Annotated in this window: 16 protein-coding genes; 2 read left to right on the top strand and 14 right to left on the bottom strand. The window is 68.2% G+C overall.

The window, feature by feature from the left end:
- Nucleotide 1: 1 nt before the first annotated feature.
- From nadD to ACP59X_RS10535, 5 genes are all read right to left on the bottom strand, one after another.
- Entirely contained in the window at nt 2–685 is a 684-nt protein-coding gene (nadD, locus tag ACP59X_RS10555) for a nicotinate (nicotinamide) nucleotide adenylyltransferase (RefSeq protein WP_428569112.1), read from the bottom strand.
- A gap of 17 nt (nt 686–702) precedes the next feature.
- The gene (locus ACP59X_RS10550) at nt 703–1,962 is read right to left on the bottom strand and encodes a glutamate-5-semialdehyde dehydrogenase (protein ID WP_428569109.1); all 1,260 of its coding nucleotides are present in this window, start codon (nt 1,960–1,962) and stop codon (nt 703–705) included.
- Nucleotides 1,963–2,024: 62 nt separating this feature from the next.
- Entirely contained in the window at nt 2,025–2,648 is a 624-nt protein-coding gene (locus ACP59X_RS10545; protein WP_428569853.1) for a class I SAM-dependent methyltransferase, read from the bottom strand.
- 81 nt (nt 2,649–2,729) lie between these two features.
- The gene (locus tag ACP59X_RS10540; protein WP_428569106.1) at nt 2,730–3,476 is read right to left on the bottom strand and encodes an HAD family hydrolase; all 747 of its coding nucleotides are present in this window, start codon (nt 3,474–3,476) and stop codon (nt 2,730–2,732) included.
- Nucleotides 3,473–4,486: an aminoglycoside phosphotransferase family protein gene (locus ACP59X_RS10535; protein WP_428569103.1), complete on the bottom strand. Its 1,014-nt coding sequence runs from the start codon at nt 4,484–4,486 to the stop codon at nt 3,473–3,475. The genes ACP59X_RS10540 and ACP59X_RS10535 overlap by 4 nt, the downstream gene beginning before the upstream one ends.
- A gap of 214 nt (nt 4,487–4,700) precedes the next feature.
- Between ACP59X_RS10535 and ACP59X_RS10530 the strand changes: the two genes are divergently transcribed.
- Nucleotides 4,701–5,027, top strand: a complete 327-nt coding sequence (locus tag ACP59X_RS10530; protein ID WP_428569099.1) for a cereblon family protein — start codon at nt 4,701–4,703, stop codon at nt 5,025–5,027.
- Nucleotides 5,028–5,200: 173 nt separating this feature from the next.
- A complete protein-coding gene (locus ACP59X_RS10525; protein WP_428569096.1) occupies nt 5,201–5,620 on the top strand; it encodes a cereblon family protein in 420 nt (139 codons plus the stop codon).
- 146 nt (nt 5,621–5,766) lie between these two features.
- Here the strand turns inward: ACP59X_RS10525 and ACP59X_RS10520 are convergent, their stop codons facing one another.
- The 9 genes from ACP59X_RS10520 to ispG all read right to left on the bottom strand — a co-directional run bounded on the left by ACP59X_RS10520 (nt 5,767) and on the right by ispG (nt 15,732).
- Entirely contained in the window at nt 5,767–6,009 is a 243-nt protein-coding gene (locus ACP59X_RS10520; protein ID WP_428569093.1) for a hypothetical protein, read from the bottom strand.
- 131 nt (nt 6,010–6,140) lie between these two features.
- Entirely contained in the window at nt 6,141–7,115 is a 975-nt protein-coding gene (locus ACP59X_RS10515) for a deoxyhypusine synthase family protein (RefSeq protein WP_428569090.1), read from the bottom strand.
- Nucleotides 7,116–7,300: 185 nt separating this feature from the next.
- Nucleotides 7,301–9,202, bottom strand: coding sequence for a 1-deoxy-D-xylulose-5-phosphate synthase (gene dxs, locus ACP59X_RS10510; protein WP_428569088.1), 1,902 nt, complete (start codon nt 9,200–9,202; stop codon nt 7,301–7,303).
- An 85-nt stretch (nt 9,203–9,287) separates the two neighbouring features.
- Nucleotides 9,288–9,911, bottom strand: a complete 624-nt coding sequence (locus ACP59X_RS10505; RefSeq protein ID WP_428569085.1) for a nitroreductase family protein — start codon at nt 9,909–9,911, stop codon at nt 9,288–9,290.
- A 31-nt stretch (nt 9,912–9,942) separates the two neighbouring features.
- Nucleotides 9,943–10,842, bottom strand: a complete 900-nt coding sequence (locus ACP59X_RS10500; protein ID WP_428569081.1) for a polyprenyl synthetase family protein — start codon at nt 10,840–10,842, stop codon at nt 9,943–9,945.
- Nucleotides 10,839–11,102, bottom strand: coding sequence for an exodeoxyribonuclease VII small subunit (xseB, locus tag ACP59X_RS10495; protein WP_428569078.1), 264 nt, complete (start codon nt 11,100–11,102; stop codon nt 10,839–10,841). Before xseB ends, ACP59X_RS10500 begins: the two co-directional genes overlap by 4 nt.
- Nucleotides 11,099–12,514 carry an exodeoxyribonuclease VII large subunit gene (xseA, locus tag ACP59X_RS10490; protein WP_428569075.1) on the bottom strand — a complete coding sequence of 472 codons (1,416 nt, stop codon included), beginning with the start codon at nt 12,512–12,514 and terminating at the stop codon, nt 11,099–11,101. The genes xseB and xseA overlap by 4 nt, the downstream gene beginning before the upstream one ends.
- Nucleotides 12,515–12,910: 396 nt before the next feature.
- A complete protein-coding gene (locus ACP59X_RS10485) occupies nt 12,911–14,638 on the bottom strand; it encodes a proline--tRNA ligase (protein WP_428569071.1) in 1,728 nt (575 codons plus the stop codon).
- On the bottom strand, nt 14,629–15,732 hold the full coding sequence (gene ispG, locus ACP59X_RS10480; protein ID WP_428569068.1) for a flavodoxin-dependent (E)-4-hydroxy-3-methylbut-2-enyl-diphosphate synthase: 1,104 nt from the start codon (nt 15,730–15,732) through the stop codon (nt 14,629–14,631). The genes ACP59X_RS10485 and ispG overlap by 10 nt, the downstream gene beginning before the upstream one ends.
- Nucleotides 15,733–15,745: the final 13 nt, after the last annotated feature.

The following is a 15,745-nucleotide window of genomic DNA, read 5'->3' as shown; positions in this document are numbered from 1 at the left end:
GTCAGGCCGGCACCGGCCGGCTCCAGCCGGCGGTCACCGCCGCGGCATGGGTTTCGAGTTCGTGGCGCACGGCCTCGCCGACGAGGCCATGGATGCGCCGGCCGCACCGCCAGCGGTCCCGGATGTCCGAGGACGACACGTCCAGCCGGGCCACGGGGACGAAGGTCAGGCGGCGCCCGCCGGGCAGTTCCCAGACGGCGGGGTCGGCCGTGGGCGCGGCTTCCATGTCCGCGGCCCGGGCGGCGAGGAAATGACCGAAGTGTTCGAGGCCGAGCCCCTCCCGGGCGTGAACGGCCAGATGGGCCAGCCGGCCCAGGCGCAGGCCGTCCTTCCAGGTCGGCAGGCTGAGCAGGTCGCCCATGCCCAGGATGAAGCAGAAGTCCTCGTCGGGCCGCGCCCGGCCAAGGCTGGCCAGGGTGTCGCGGGTGTAGGACGGCCCGGGCCGGTCGGCTTCCATGGTATTGACGGAAAAGCCCGACAGACCGTCCAGGGCCAGGCGGCAAAGTTTGAGGCGCAGGGGGAAATCGAGGACCGGCTCGCCGTTTTTGTGCGGCGGCCGGGCGGCGGGCACGAATTCCACGGCGGCCAGGGAGAGCGCCTCGGCCACTTCGATGGCGGCGCGCACATGGCCCACGTGCACGGGATTGAACGTGCCGCCGAAAATGCCGATCACCGGACGGGTCATACCCTCGACGCCGGCGCCTAGCCCCGGACCTGCCCCTGGCCCAGGACCACGAACTTGGCGCTGGTCAGTTCCGTCAGCCCCATGGGGCCGTAGGCATGGAGCTTGGAGGTGGAGATGCCGATCTCGGCCCCAAGCCCCAGTTCCCCGCCGTCGTTGAAGCGCGTGGAACAGTTGACCCCGACCATGGAGGCGTCGGCCCGGCGCAGAAATTCCAGGGCCCGGCCGTAGTCCTCGGTCAGGATGACCTCGGTGTGGTTCGAGCCGTGGTTGTGGATGTGATCCAGGGCGTCGTCCATGGAATCCACGACCTTGACCGCCAGGATGAGGGCATGGAACTCCTGGCCGAAATCCTCGGGCGCGGCCGGCTTGGCCAGCGAACCCAGAAGCGCCAGGGCCCGGGGACAGGCCCGCAGCTCCACGCCGGCCTGTGTCAGGGCGGCCGCGACGCGCGGCAAAAAGGTGGGCGCGGCCCGCACATGGACGAGCAGGCATTCCAGGGCGTTGCACACCCCGGGCCGCTGGGCCTTGGCATTGACGATGACCGTCTCGGCCCGGTCCTCGTCGGCCCCGGCGTCGATATAGGCGTGGCACACGCCCTTGAAATGCTTGAGCACCGGCATGGTGGCCTGGGAGACCACGGCCCGGATCAGCCCTTCCCCGCCGCGGGGGATGATGACGTCGATGTAGGGGTCGAGCTTGCACAGGGCGGCCACGGCGGCCCGGTCGGCCGTCGGCACGAGCTGGGCAGCGTCGGCCGGCAGGCCGGCGGAGGCAAGGGCCTCGCGCAGCAGCCCGGCCAGGGCCTTGTTGGATTCGAGCGCCTCGGAGCCGCCTTTTAAGATCACGGCGTTGCCGGCCTTGAGGCACAGGATGGCCGCGTCGATGGTCACGTTGGGCCGCGATTCGTAGATCATGCAAATAACGCCCAGGGGCACGCGCATGCGCCCGACGAGCAGGCCGTTGGGCCGGGGCTTCATGGCCTCGATGGCCCCCACCGGGTCCGGCAGGGCGATGACCTCGCGGCAGGCGCCGGCCATGGCTTTCATGACGGCCGGGGTCAGCGTCAGGCGGTCCAGGCGGGGGGCGTCCATGCCGGCGGCCTTGGCCGCCTCGATGTCGCGGCCGTTGGCGGCCAGGATTTCCTCGCCCCGGGAGGCCAGCAGATCGGCCAGGTTGGCCAGGAAGGCGTCCTTGGCCGCGCCCGGGGCGGCGGCCAGGGCCCGGGAGGCCTCCTTGGCCCGCATTGCCATCCGTTCCATCTCGGTTGCCACGCTCATGGGACAGGCTCCTTTCGGCTGCGGCGAAAAAAGAATTTTGTAACCGCCAGGGACGGCAAAAGTCAATGTTCGGCCAGGGCGGCCACGGCCAGGCCCCTGACCCGGTTGCCCGACCGGGTGGTCACCAGGGGCGTGTCGGCCAAGGCCACGGCGTAGCCGGCCCCGGCCAGCAGGCCCGTCAGTTCCCCCAGGGTGAAATGGTGGGCGAGGTAGAGCACCTCCCCGGCCTGCCGCACGACGAAACTCCCCCGCTCGCCGGTTTCGGCCTGGCCGGCTTCGTAGCGGGCCTTGTACAAGGGCAGGTCCCAGTTCTGGAGGAAATCGGCGATGCACAACAGCCGGCAGCCCAGCCGGCGGGCTTCGGTCAGCACGGCGTGGCGACTTTGGGGCGTGGGCAGCACGGTCAGTACGGCGTGGAGCACGGCGGCGTCGAAACAGCCCGTTCCGAAGGGCAAGGCGGCCGCGTCGGCCCGCACGACGGCAAGCCCCCTGCCCCCGGCCCGAGCGAGGCTGGCCGCATTGCGGTCCGCGCCCACGACGCGAAAGCCCTGGCCGGCCAGCTCCCCCATGATCCGCCCCGCGCCGCAGCCGATATCGAGCACCCGGTCCCCCGGCCGCAAGTACGCGGCAATCCTGGTATCCAACAACAAACTTGAAAGAACACTTGAACTTTCATCCCAGTACATCATTTCTCCCCAGGATGGGGTGGTCCAGGAGGGGCCCCCGGCCCCTCCTGGCCGCCGGAGGCTTTTTCACCTCCCTCTCACCTATCCCTGTTCCTCGAAAAAACGGATGGCGGCGCGCAGCTCGGCGAAGCGGTAGATGTTGTAGTGGGCCTCGACGCCGTCCATGGCCTGCTGGCCCTGGCCGGTGGCGAAAAAGACCGTGCGCAGGCCGGCCTGGCGGGCGCCGTGGATGTCGCGGTACATGTCGTTGCCAACGAAGACCACTTCCTCGGCCGGCAGGTGCATGCGCCGCAGGGCCGTGGCGAAAAGCCGGGGGTCGGGCTTGCGATAGCCGAAATCGCCGGAGACGATGACCGGGAAGAAATAGCCGTCCAGGCCCACCATGCGCATCTCGGGCACGGCCCAGGCCGACTGGGCGTCGCTGACCGTGGCCAGGCGGTAGTCGGGCCGCAGTGCGTCGAGGACCTCCCGCACGTCGGGATAGAGCTCCAGGCGGTTGAGCGAAATGCCGCGGTAGAGTTCGGCCAGGAAATGGGGCAGCACGGCCAGCTTGTTTTTGGGGATGCTCGCCCCCGAGCGGACGGCCCGCGTGGCCACGAACTCCCGCCACACGGCCACGACGTCGAACTCCGGGAACTCCTCGCCGCCGCGCCGGCGCTGGTCCTTCATGATCTGATAATAGCCCTCGCGCACGTCGGTGCGGCTGGTGCGGATGCCGTAGTACTTGAGCAGATGGCTGATGGAGCGGTAGATCTGCTCGTTGCCCTCGTCGGTGTTGATGTCGATGAGCGTGCCGTTGAGGTCGAAAATGATGCCCCGGACCTTCATGCCAGGCCTCCGCTGAGGATTTTCCCGGCCTCGTGGACGAGGCGCTTGCGGTAGGCCTCGTCGAGCCAGGCGTTGCGGGCGATGCGCAGGAGCGTCAGGCCCAGGTAAAAGGGCAGCCGGCTGGTCAGGGCGGCGAAGGTCGGCCCGCGGTCCGGAAAATGGCCGGCGTATTCCCACAGGAAATGGCCGATGAACGGTTCGGCCCGGCCCGGGTCGCCCGTGGCGCGCAGGAAGCAGTGCTTGAGCTCGCCGCACAGCCGCCCCACGTCGTAAACCCGGTCGTCGCGGTGGATGCGCTCCAGGTCGATGACGAAGACATCCTGGGCGCGGCCGAAAAGGAAATTCGAGGGCGTGGCGTCGCCGTGGACCAGTACGCGCACGTCCTGCCAATAGGCCGGTTCGCCGGCGTAGGCGTGGCCGAGGGCGGAGAGCCGGTCGGCGCGCCTGGCCGAGACGGCGCCGTTTGCGGCCAGATAGGCCAGGACCCGGTCGAAATAGGCCTGGGTGGGGGTGAAGTCCACGCGCTCGGGACCGGCCAGGCGGTTGTGCAGCCGGGCCAGGAAACGGGCCAGGCCGCCGAGCTTGCGGTAGAGCCGCTCGAAACGCCCGTCGCGCAGGGCCGTGTCGATGAGCGCGTCCAGGGGTTCGCCCGCCACGAGCTCCGTGACGAGCAGGTCGCCCAGGTCCTCCTTGACGCCGAGCGGCCGGGCGACGTAGTCGGGCGAAGCGTCGAAGCCAAGTCGGCGCAGGTAGGCCAGGGCGTCGTATTCGTGACGGGCCGACTGGGGCGCGTTGCTGCCGTTGAGGCCCCTGGCCCGGGCGTAGAACTTGCCGACCAGCCCGGCGCCGCTCCATTTGTCCTCGTAGAGGTAGACGTCGGTTGCGGCGGCAATACGGAACACCCGGAAGCGCGGCTCGCGCGCGGCCTGGGCGAGTTGTGGCAGGACGGCGTCACGCAGCCAGCCATGCAGGGGATCGTCGACGCTTAAATGACCGATGTATTGACGCATGGAAAACCGTTTGCATAACCGCATCCTTTGGGCCGACGGGACGTCCGCCGGCCGTCTCGCGGCGTGGGCGGCACTCTATAACCAGTGGCGCGCGGATGTAAATCCGGCCGTTGGCCCGAAACGGCAGGCGCGCGGGACCCCAGGCGACCCCGGCCCACCACGGCAGGCCCCCGGCCCAAGCGGGCGCACCCTGGCCAGGGAAACCCCCTCCCCCTTGCGCTGCGCCGCCTGCCTGGCCCCCATCACCGAGGAACGCCAGCGCATCGCCGTGGCCGGCGCCCATGTCCATGTGTTCGCCAATCCCCTGGGCGCGATCTTCGAGATCGGCTGTTTCGCCGCCGCGCCGGGTGTCGGCCTCGTGGGCGAGGCCAGTGCGGCATTCACCTGGTTTGCGGGCACGGCCTGGCAGGTGGCGGTCTGCGCGGCCTGCGGGGAGCATCTCGGCTGGCGCTACGCGCGCCCGGACGGCGGATTTTTTTTCGGCCTGATCCTGGATCGGCTCGTTTCCGGCGCGACGCCATCAACGGCTTCGGATCATTGACGACCCGGCCGCACCAGCACGCGGGCTCGCGGGCGCCCATCCCCTGGTCACGGCCTCCGGCCCGAGGCCGGCGGGTATTTTTCACTTGACGAAACCGATCAACATAGCCTTTTTTTACGGAAATGCAAACGGCAAGAGGACCGGATCGTCCGTACCGGTCCAGGGAGTTTTTCGTGTACGCCTTTCCCGCCTTCCATTCCGCACAAACGGCAGATGACCTGACTCTTGAGCGTAAACCCACCCCCGTCTTCGACAACCCCGAACTGGCCCATGCCGAGCGCATCGCCTGCGCCGCCTGCGACGTGGAAGTGACGCAGGCCATCATGCGCATCGCCGTGGGCGGCCGTCACCGCCACACCTTTCCCGCCACCGGGGGCGTGGCCGGCGTGGCCGAGGAAGTGGGCTGTTACAGCCTGGCCCCGGGCTGCCGCGTCGTCGGCCACTTCCGGCTCGACTACACCGGCGAGGACGACGGCCTGTGGCAGACCGCCTTTTGCGCCACCTGCGGCGCCCATCTGGGTTGGCACTACCAGTCGAGCCGGGACCTGGGATTTTTCGCGCTGATCCTGGCCCAACTCAAAGCGCTGCCCTAGGCTGCCACCCTTCCCAGGCGGCAGGAGCTTGCGGAATAGCGCATCCTCCAGGCGCATGCCCTCTCCGCAGGGATGGGATGACTGCCTGGCTCGAAACAAAAAAGGCCGCAAGCGTCGCTTGCGGCCTTCACTTTCACGGGGCGGCACTATTCCTTGGAAACCGTGACCTTGTCGTCGAATTCGGCGGTCACCTTGAAGCGCTTGCCCCCGGAATCGACAAAGAAGTCGTTGCCCGGGAACAGCTGGATGGTCGGCGTGAAGGCGTCGCCCACGTACAGGTCCTTGGCTTCGGCATTGGTCTCGAAACGGATGGTGGTCCCGTCGTCCAGGGTCACCATCTCCTCGTGGTGGAACGTCACGGGGAGATCGGCTTCAGTGAAGTTGCTCATGGCATCCTCCAACGTTGGCGGTTTCCGGACGGTCGTGGTCAAACCCGCCCAAGCGGGCCGAAAGCCTTTGTGCGCAATTTCACGTTACGCCCAACCCGGTAGCCTGCCAAGCCTTTTTCCCCGCAATCGCCCTACCAGCCCAGCACGTAGGCAAAGATCAACGGCGCCACGATGGAGGCGTCGGAGTTGATCATGAAGCGCGGCGTGTCGATGTCGAGCTTGCCCCAGGTGATCTTCTCGTTGGGCACGGCGCCGGAATAGGAGCCGTAGGAGGTGGTGGAGTCGCCGATCTGGGCGAAGTAGGCCCAAAACGGCGTGTCCTCGAGCTCCAGGTCCTGGATGAGCATGGGCACGACGCAGATGGGGAAATCCGCGGCAATGCCGCCGCCGATCTGGAAAAAGCCCACCGGCACCTTGGCCTTGGCCTGCTCCTGGTACCAGTTGGCCAACAGTTCCATCTGCTCGGTGCCGTGGCGCAGGGCGCCATGGCCCTTGACGTGGCCCATCATGACCTCGGCGCAAAAGATATTGCCCAGCGTGCTGTCCTCGAAGCCGGGGGAGAAGATGGGCAGCCCCTTCTCCTTGGCGGCCAGCACCCAGGAATGCTCGCGCGGAACCTGAAAAAATTCGGCGATGTCGGGCTGGTCGAGGAGCGCGTACATGAATTCGTAGGGGAACTTCGGCGTGCCGGCCTCGGCGGCGGCGGCCCAGAGCTTGGAGATGCGGAGCTGGACCTGGCGCAGGACGCCCTCGGGGATGCAGGTGTCGGTGACGCGGTTGAAACCGGCGTCGTAGAGCTCCTTCTCGGCCTCGGGCGAAAGGTCGCGGTATTCGGGCACCATCTTGTATTCGTTGTGATTGAAGAGGTTGAACAGATCCTCCTCAAGGTTGGCGGCGGTGCAGCTGATGGCCTGGACCTTGTCCTGGCGGATCATCTCGGCCAGGGAAATGCCGAGTTCGCAGGTGCTCATGGCCCCGGCCATGGTGAGAAACATCTTGCCGCCGCGCCCCAGCAGGTCGTTCCAGGCCTTGGCGGCGTCGAGGGTCTCGCGGGCGTTGAAGTGACGGAAATGGGTTTCCATGAAACGGGATATGGCGGACATCATGACTCCTTGGGTTGTGGCGGGCGGTATTTCCCTTGCAAACCCGCTCTTTCACGCGTCGCCCGGACGGTGGCGCGAAGAGGGCCCATGACACGGGCAGTTCCGGGGACGCAAGATAAAAAGCATACCCGCTCTTTGGCGCACCGTCCAGGGGCGCAAGAGGCGTTTCCGATCCGAAACGGCGATTGTTAAAGGCCGAGAAGCGCGCGCAACGCCGCCTTGATCCCATCCTTGTCGATGCCGCACAGCGCCCGCAAGGCCTTTTGCGACCCATGCTCCACAAAGGCGTCGGGCAGCCCCAGGCGGCGGACCGTGAGCCGCGGGAACACGCCGGCATCGGAGAGCATCTCCACCACCGCCGCCCCGAAACCACCCTCCAGCACGTTCTCCTCGGCCGTCAGCCACAGCGGAAACCGGGAGGCCAGCTCCAGGAGCTGCTCCCCGGGCAGGGGCTTGACGAAGCGGGCATTGAACACGGCCACTTCCCGGCCCGTTTCGGCGGCCAGTTCCCGGGCCGCGGCCACGGCCGGCATGACCCGGCTGCCGATGGCCACCACCAGCGCATCGGCGCCTTCCCGGGCCAGTTCGCCGCGGCCGATGGGCAGTGGCTGGGGTTTTTCCGGCACCGGCAGCCCTTCCCCGGCCCCGCGCGGGTAGCGGATGGCCGTGGGGCCGGGATGGGCCAGGGCGGTGGCCAGCATGCCGGGCAGTTCGGCCTCGGTGCCCGGGGCCATGACGACCAGGTTGGGGATATGCCGCAGGTAGGACAGGTCGAAGGCCCCGTGGTGGGTGGCCCCGTCCTCGCCCACGAGCCCGGCCCGGTCCAGGCAGAAGGTCACGGGCAGGTTTTGCAGGCAGACGTCGTGGACGATCTGGTCGTAGGAGCGCTGCAAAAAGGTGGAATAGACGGCCACCACGGGCTTGAAGCCCTCCATGGCCAGCCCGGCGGCGAAGGTCACGGCATGCTGTTCGCAGATGCCCACGTCCACGAAACGCTCGGGCAGTTCGGCGGCGAAATCGGAAAGTCCGGTGCCTTCGGGCATGGCGGCGGTGATGGCCATGACGCGGTCGTCGTCCTTGGCCAGTTGGGCCAGGGCCTGGCCGAACACTTGCGTGTAGCTCGGCGGGCAGGCGCCGGGCTTTTCCACCAGCCCGGTCTCGGGCTCGAAACAGCCCACGCCGTGGAAATAGGTGGGGTTGCTCTCGGCCGGGGCGTAGCCGCGCCCCTTTTGCGTCAGCACATGGACCAGCACCGGCCCGTCGAGCTCCTTGACTTCCTTGAAGACCTCGATGAGCCGGGCCGTGTCGTGGCCGTCGATGGGGCCGAGATAGTTGAAGCGGAAGGCCTCGAAGAGCATGCCGGGCGTGAAAAAGCTTTTAAACGACTCCTCGCCGCGCTTGACGTAGCCCATGAGGTCGCCGCCGTAGGGCAGCGAGCCGATCCAGCCCTCCATGTCCTTTTTAAGCCGCTTGACCCAGCGCTGGTTGAGCTTGCGGCTTAAAAAAAGCGACAAGGCGCCCACGTTTTTGGAGATGGACATCTCGTTGTCGTTTAACACCACAATCAGCCGCCCGCCCCAGCCGCCGGCCTGGTTGAGGCCCTCGTAGGCCAGGCCGGCCGTCATGGAACCGTCGCCGATAATGGCCACGACATCGTGCTTTTCGCCCTTGAGGTCCCGGGCCATGGCCATGCCCAGGGCGGCCGAAATGGAGGTGCTCGAATGGCCCACGCCGAAATGGTCGTAGGGGGACTCGGCCGGGCGCGGGAAGCCGCTGACGCCGCCAAAGGTGCGCAAGGTATGGAACTCCTGCTGGCGGCCGGTGAGAATCTTGTAGGCGTAGGCCTGATGCCCCACGTCCCAGACGAGCTTGTCGCGGCCGGGGTCGAAGACGGACAACAGGGCCGTGGTGAGCTCCACCACGCCCAGGGACGGGGCCAGGTGGCCGCCGTTCATGGAGACCGTGCCGATGATGACTTGCCGGATCTCCTCGGCCAGGATCGTCCGTTCGTCGGGGGTCAGGCCGGCCACGTCGCGGGGTTGCCTGATCCGGGGAAGTATGCGCAGGGCCTGATCCGAAAGTACGGTCATCTGATTGTTTCCTTGTCCGTTGGCGAGGGGTTCCCCGGGGGCGGGAGCGCCGTGGCCGATCCCGTGCCGCCCGAGGCGGCGTGGATCACCATTTTTCGCGGTGCACGCGCTCGGGGCGGTAGCGGTCCTGGGGGGCGGGCTGCTCGGCCGGATGGCCGATGACGAGCAGGGCCATGGGCGTGACGTTTTCGGGCATGGCCAAAAGCGCCCGGAAGGCCTCCACCCGCTCGGGCAGCGGATAGATGCCGGTCCAAACGGCGCCAAGCCCCAGGGCGTGGGCGGCCAGCAGCATGTTCTGGGCGCAGGCGGAGGTGTCCTCGATCCAGTAGCCGCCGCATTTTTCCAGGGACAGGTCGCCGGCCACCAGGATGGCCACCGGGGCGTTTTTGGCATAGGCGGCGTAAGGGTTGATGCCGCCGACCTTGGCCAGGGTTTCCTTGTCGCGCACCACCACGAACTGCCAGGGCTGCTGGTTGCAGGCCGAGGGGGCCTGCATGCCGCACCGCAAAATTTCCTCCACCTGGGCGTCGGTGACCGGATCGGCGGTATAGGCCCGCACGCTGCGGCGGGTCTTGATGGCCGCGATGGCGTCCAGGCCGGCCGGCTTGTCCTGGGCCGCGGCCCGCCCGGCCCAAAGCACCGCCGGCGCCGTGGCGGCCAGAAGCCCAAGCAGGCGCCTTCTGCCCAAAAGCCGCGTTTTGCCGCTCATTTCCGTCCTCCCGGCGCGAGGTCGCGCGCCCCTACTGGACCCGAACCACGATGTAGCGGGCCAGGTCCCGCAGAAAATCCGCCGCCGGCCCCTGGTAGCAGGCAATGGCCCCCAGGGCGGCCTCCACCCGGGCCTCGGCCAGCCGCCGGCTTTCGTCCAGCCCGACCAGGCTCGGGTAGGTGTTCTTGCCCTGCTCCCGGTCGCTGCCCACGGGCTTGCCGAGGGTGGCCGCGTCGCCGATCTCGTCCAAAATGTCGTCCACGATCTGGAAGGCCGCGCCCACGGCCGCACCGTAGTCCCGGGCCCGGGCCACGCCGCCCGCGTCCGCGCCGGCCAGGATGGCGCCGCAGACACAGGAAGCGGTCAAAAGCGCCCCGGTTTTGAGCGCCTGCATGCCGGCCAGCTCGGCCAGCGTCACGCCCGCGCGGGCGGTGTATTCCATGTCGAGCACCTGGCCGCCGACCATGCCGGCCGCGCCGGCCGCCTGGACCGCCTCGGCCAGGGCCGGCAACACCCGCTCGGCCGGGATGGCCGGCCAGGCGCGGCCCATGCAGCCGAAGGCCTCGGTCAAAAGGCCGTCCCCGGCCAGGATGGCCGTGGCCTCGCCGTAGACTTTATGGTTGGAGGGACGGCCCCGGCGCAGGTCGTCGTCGTCCATGGCCGGCAGGTCGTCGTGGATCAGCGAATAGGTGTGGATGATCTCGAACCCGGCGGCAAAGGGCATGACGCTTTCCGGGGAAGCGCCGTGCAGTGCGGCGAACGTCAGGCACAGGCAGGGCCGCAGCCGCTTGCCGCCGGCCAGCAGCGAATATTCCATGGCCGCAAGCAGCCCCTCGGGCACGCCGGTTTCGCGTAAAAACCCGCCGAATCCCTCGCGCAGGTATGCCTCGACCGTGGCCGCCCGGGCGGCCAGACGTTCCTTGACCGTCACGCCCTCTCCTCCCCGGCATCGCCCTGGGCCAGTTGCGAGGCCTCGACGTCGAAGGGCGCAAGCGCCCCGTCCTCGCCAGCCAGCGTTATTTCCAATTTGGCCGCCTCCAGGCGCTTGCGGCACGAGGCCACCAGGCCCATGCCTTCCTTGTACAGGGCCACGCCCTTTTCCAGGGGCACGTCCCCGGCCTCCAGGCGCGCGGCGATGCGCTCCAGGCGTTCCAGGGCCTTTTCAAAGGATTCTTCCTTGACCTGCGTCATGCCGTCTCTCCGCTTGAGGCCGAGCCGTCGTCCGCAACCACCTCGGCCCGGACGCGGCCCTCATACACCATGATGTCGAGCTTGTCGCCCGGCCGGGCATCGCCCGCCCGGCGCAGGAATTTCCCGGTGCGGGCAAGGGTCGTCAGGCTGTAGCCCCGGGCCAGCGGCGCCTTGGGGTCGAGCCCGGTCAGTCGCGCCGCCGCCAAATCCAGCCGGTGCTCCCAGTCGGTGGCGAACATTTTCCAGGCGTTCCCCAGGGCGGCGGCCCGCCGGGACAGGGCCTCGCGGCGCGCCTCCAGGCTCTGCGGCCCGAATTGGCGCGACAGGCGCTCGGCCAGCTTCTCCAGACGGCGGGAACAGTCGCCAAGCCAGCCTTCGCCGGCCCGGGAAAGCCGCTGCGCCGCCCGGGAAAAGCCCTCTTCCAGCCGCTCCAGCCGCCGGGCCGGGGAAAGCCAGGCCAGCCCCCGGGCCAAAACGGCCAGCTCCCGTTCCCGGGCGGCCAGCAGGCGCGACACGGACCGGCCCATGGCCATCTCCACGTCGTCCAGGCGCTGGGCCAGCTGGGCCCGCTCGGGCCACAGCAACTGGGCGGCATGGCTGGGCGTGGCCGCGCGCACGTCGGCCACCATGTCGGCGATGGTCACGTCGACCTCGTGGCCCACGCCCGTCACGACCGGCAGGGGCGAGGCGAAGATGGCCTTGGCCACCTCCACGGTGTTAAAGGCCCACAAGTCCTCCAGCGACCCGCCGCCGCGAATGAGCACCACCACTTCGGCCCAGTCGTCGGCCACCGCCCGCAGCATGGCCCGCACGATGCCAACCGGCGCGGCCTCGCCCTGCACCAGCGTGGGGTAGACGCGCACGGCCGCGCCGTGGCCCCGCTCGCGGCCGATGCGGATGAAATCGCGCACCGCCGCGCCGGTCGGGGCCGTAACCACGGCCACCCGGCTCGGATGGCGCGGTAAGGGCCGCTTGCGCTCCTGGTCGAAATAGCCCTTGGCGGCCAGGTCTTTTTTAAGTGCCTCGAATTCCTGCCACAGCCGCCCTTCCCCGATCTCCTGGACCAGTTCGGCCACCAGCTGATACGTGCCGCGCGGCGCATAGACCGTCAATCGGCCGGCGACCATGACCTCCATGCCGTCGGCCAGGCTCTCGGCCAGGGACGTGTCGTAGACCTCGCCGGTCAGCGGATCGTACCGTCCCCCGCCCGCCAGCGCCTTGCCGCCCTGCGCTCCCCGAAACCAGACCACGGCCAGCGACGCCTCGGCGTCGCGCAACGAAAAATACAGATGCCCCGAGCCCGGCCGCGACAGATTCACCACCTGGCCGCGTACCCAGACAAACGGGAACTCGGACTCGATGACGTCCTTAACCGACCTCGTCAGCTCGCTGACTTCAAACACATGGGGCATAATTGTGGAAGGAGAGAGAGGAATCTGGGGGGAAGGGACCCCTTTTTGAAAAAAGGGGTCCCTTCCCCCCAGACCCCCCATCCTCCCCAAAAACTTTTAAAGGGTTAAAAATGGCACCCTCATCGAAAACGGAGCAGGCTTCTAAAAGCAAAAATTCCAAGACCTCGGCCCGAAGGGCCGACGGCTGGGCGAGGCCGCAATGGCGCCTTTCGAGCCAGGAGCGCAGCGACGGCATCGAAAGGCGCCATTGCGGCCTCGCATCTTCGCGCCGCGTGCGCCCGCCTTCCCGGTGACCGACGCCCTCCCCGCCCGCCAATGCCGTCCGGGGGGGCCGGGGGGCGTGACGCCCCCCGGCGGGTCCAGGGCAGCGCCCTGGTGGGTTTGGGCAAAGCCCAATTACTCCAGGCCCCAGCCTTGGCGCACCTGGTCGCGCCAGGCCATGAACGCCTCCAGAAAACCATCCAGCGGCAGTTCGCCCTTTTCGCCGGTACGGCGGTCTTTCGTTTCGACGATGCCGCGAGCCAGGCCCTTGCCGCCGAGGGTGAGCTGGATGGGGAAGCCCATGAGGTCGGCGTCTTTAAACTTCACGCCCGGGCGTTCGTCGCGGTCGTCGAGGAGCGTTTCCAGGCCGGCCTTGGTCAGGGCGTCGTAGAGTTCGTCGGCCTTGGCGACGGCGGCCGCGTCCTTGGCGTTGAGGTTTAAAAGCGCCACTTCGAAGGGTGCGATGGGCGGCGGGAAGACGATGCCGGCGTCGTCGTTGTTTTGTTCGATGCAGGCGGCCACGATGCGCGAGACGCCGATGCCGTAGCAGCCCATGATCATGAACTGTTCCTTGCCGGCCTCGTCCAGGAAGGTGGCGTTCAGGGCCTTGGAATACTTAAGCCCCAGCTTGAAGACGTGGCCGACCTCGATGCCCTTGGTGAAGGTGAGCGCCGCGCCGCATTTGGGGCAGGGATCGCCGGGCGCGACTTCGCGCAGGTCGGTGAAGGAGGCGACGGTGGCGTCGCGGGCGAGGTCCACGTGGCGCAGGTGGGCGTCGGCGGCGTTGGCCCCGACGATCCAGCCGTTTTCCAGCGCCAGTTCCTGGTCGGCGTAAATCGCGATGCCGGCAAGGCCCACCGGGCCGGCGAAACCGACCGGGGCCTTGGTCGCGGCCACGACCTCCTCGGGGCTGGCCAGGCGGAGGTCCTGGGCGTCGATATGGTTTTTGAGCTTGACTTCGTTGAGCTCGCGGTCGCCGCGCACCAGCGCCGCCACGGGCTTGCCGTCGGCGATGTAGAGAAGCGTCTTGACGATCTTTTGGGCATCGACACCGAGGAAGGCGGCCACCTCTTCGACGGTGTGCTGGCCGGGCGTGGCCACGGATTCGGCCGCCGGGCAGGCGGCGACGTCGCCCCGGGGCGGACAGACCGCCTCGGCCTTTTCCAGGTTGGCGCCGTAGTCGCAGGCCGGGCAGGCGGCGATGGTGTCCTCGCCGGTGTCGGCCAGGACCATGAATTCGTGGGAGAACGAACCGCCGATGGCCCCGGAGTCGGCGGAAACGGCCCGGAACTTGAGCCCCAGGCGCTCGAAGATGCGGGCATAGGCCCTATACATGGCCCAGTAGCTGGCATCGGCCCCGGCATCGTCCTTGTCGAAGGAGTAGGCGTCCTTCATGACGAATTCCCGGCCGCGCATGAGCCCGAAGCGGGGGCGGATCTCGTCGCGGAACTTCGTCTGGATCTGGTAGAGGTTGACCGGCAGCTGGCGGTAGGAACGGATCTCGTGGCGCACAAGGTCCGTGACGACCTCCTCGTGGGTGGGGCCGAGGCAGGACTCGCGCTCGTGGCGGTCGACGAAGCGCAGCAGTTCGCGGCCGTAGAATTCCCAGCGGCCGGACTCCTTCCAGAGATCGGCCGGCTGCACGGCCGGCATGAGGATTTCCAGCGCCCCGGAGCGGTCCATCTCCTCGCGCACGATTTTCGCGACGTTGTTGAGCGCGCGAAGCCCAAGCGGCAGGTAGGTGTAGATGCCGGCGGTGAGCTTGCGGATCATGCCGGCGCGCAGCAGCAGCTTGTGGCTTACGACCTCGGCCTCGGCCGGGGTCTCCTTGAGGGTCGGGGCGTAGTAGCGGCTCAGTCGCATGCGGATTCCTTTTTTTCGGTGAGATAGCGTTCCAGTTCTTCCATGAAGGCGGGAATGAGGTTGGCCCCGCCGCGGACCTTGCCGAGGACTTCGCCCTTGCGGAAGATGATGCCGCAGTCGCGGCCGCCGGCGATGCCGAGGTCGGCCTCGCGGGCCTCGCCGGGGCCATTGACCACGCAGCCCATCACGGCCACGGTGAAGACTTCGGTGACGCCGCGCAGGCGCTCCTCCACGGCCTCGGCCAGGCCGACCAGGTCGATTTCCGTGCGCCCGCAAGTCGGGCAGGAGATGATCTCCGGCCCCCTGGCCCGGATGTCCAGGGCGCGCAAAATCTCGTAGGCCACGCCGATTTCGGTCACCGGATCGCCGGTCAGGGACACACGCAAGGTGTCGCCCAGGCCCTCGGCCAGCAGGATGCCCAGGCCCACGGCGGATTTGACCGCGCCGCGCATGGGTGTGCCGGCTTCGGTCACGCCGATGTGCAGGGGATAGTCCACCTTTTTGGCCAGCAGGCGGTAGGCGGCGATGGTGCGCGGCACGCTCGACGATTTGAGCGAGACCTTGATGTCGGAAAAGCCGCGCTTTTCGAGCAGGGCGATGTGGGTGAGCGCGCTTTCGACCATGGCCTCGGCCGTGGGGCCGCCGTATTTGGCCAAAAGATCCTTTTGGACCGAACCGGAATTGACGCCGATGCGGATCGGCGCGCCGTGGTCTTTCGCGGCGGCGACGACGGTATCCACGGCGGCCTCGGAGCCGATGTTGCCCGGGTTGATACGCAGCGCGTCGATGCCGGCGGCCAGGGCGGCCACGGCCAGGCGGTGGTCGAAGTGGATGTCGGCCACAAGCGGCGCGTCGGAGCCGGCTCGGATGGCGGCAAGGGCCGCCGCCGCGTCGTCGTTGAGCACGGCCAGGCGCACGACCTCGCAGCCGGCCTCGACCAGGGCGCCGATCTGGGCCAGGGTGGCCGGCACATCGCGCGTGTCGGTGTTGGTCATGCTCTGGACGCGCACGGGATGACCGCCGCCGATGCCGACGCCCCGGATGGTCACGGTGCGGGTGGGATGGCGCGCGGGAGCGTTTGGTGTTTCGTGCATGAGGGATGGGGTA

This window comes from Solidesulfovibrio sp. DCME (assembly GCF_049995385.1).
Classification (GTDB): domain Bacteria; phylum Desulfobacterota; class Desulfovibrionia; order Desulfovibrionales; family Desulfovibrionaceae; genus Solidesulfovibrio.
The sequence above is the reverse complement of the archived record's forward strand: the minus strand, read 5'-3'. Positions and strand labels throughout refer to the sequence as shown.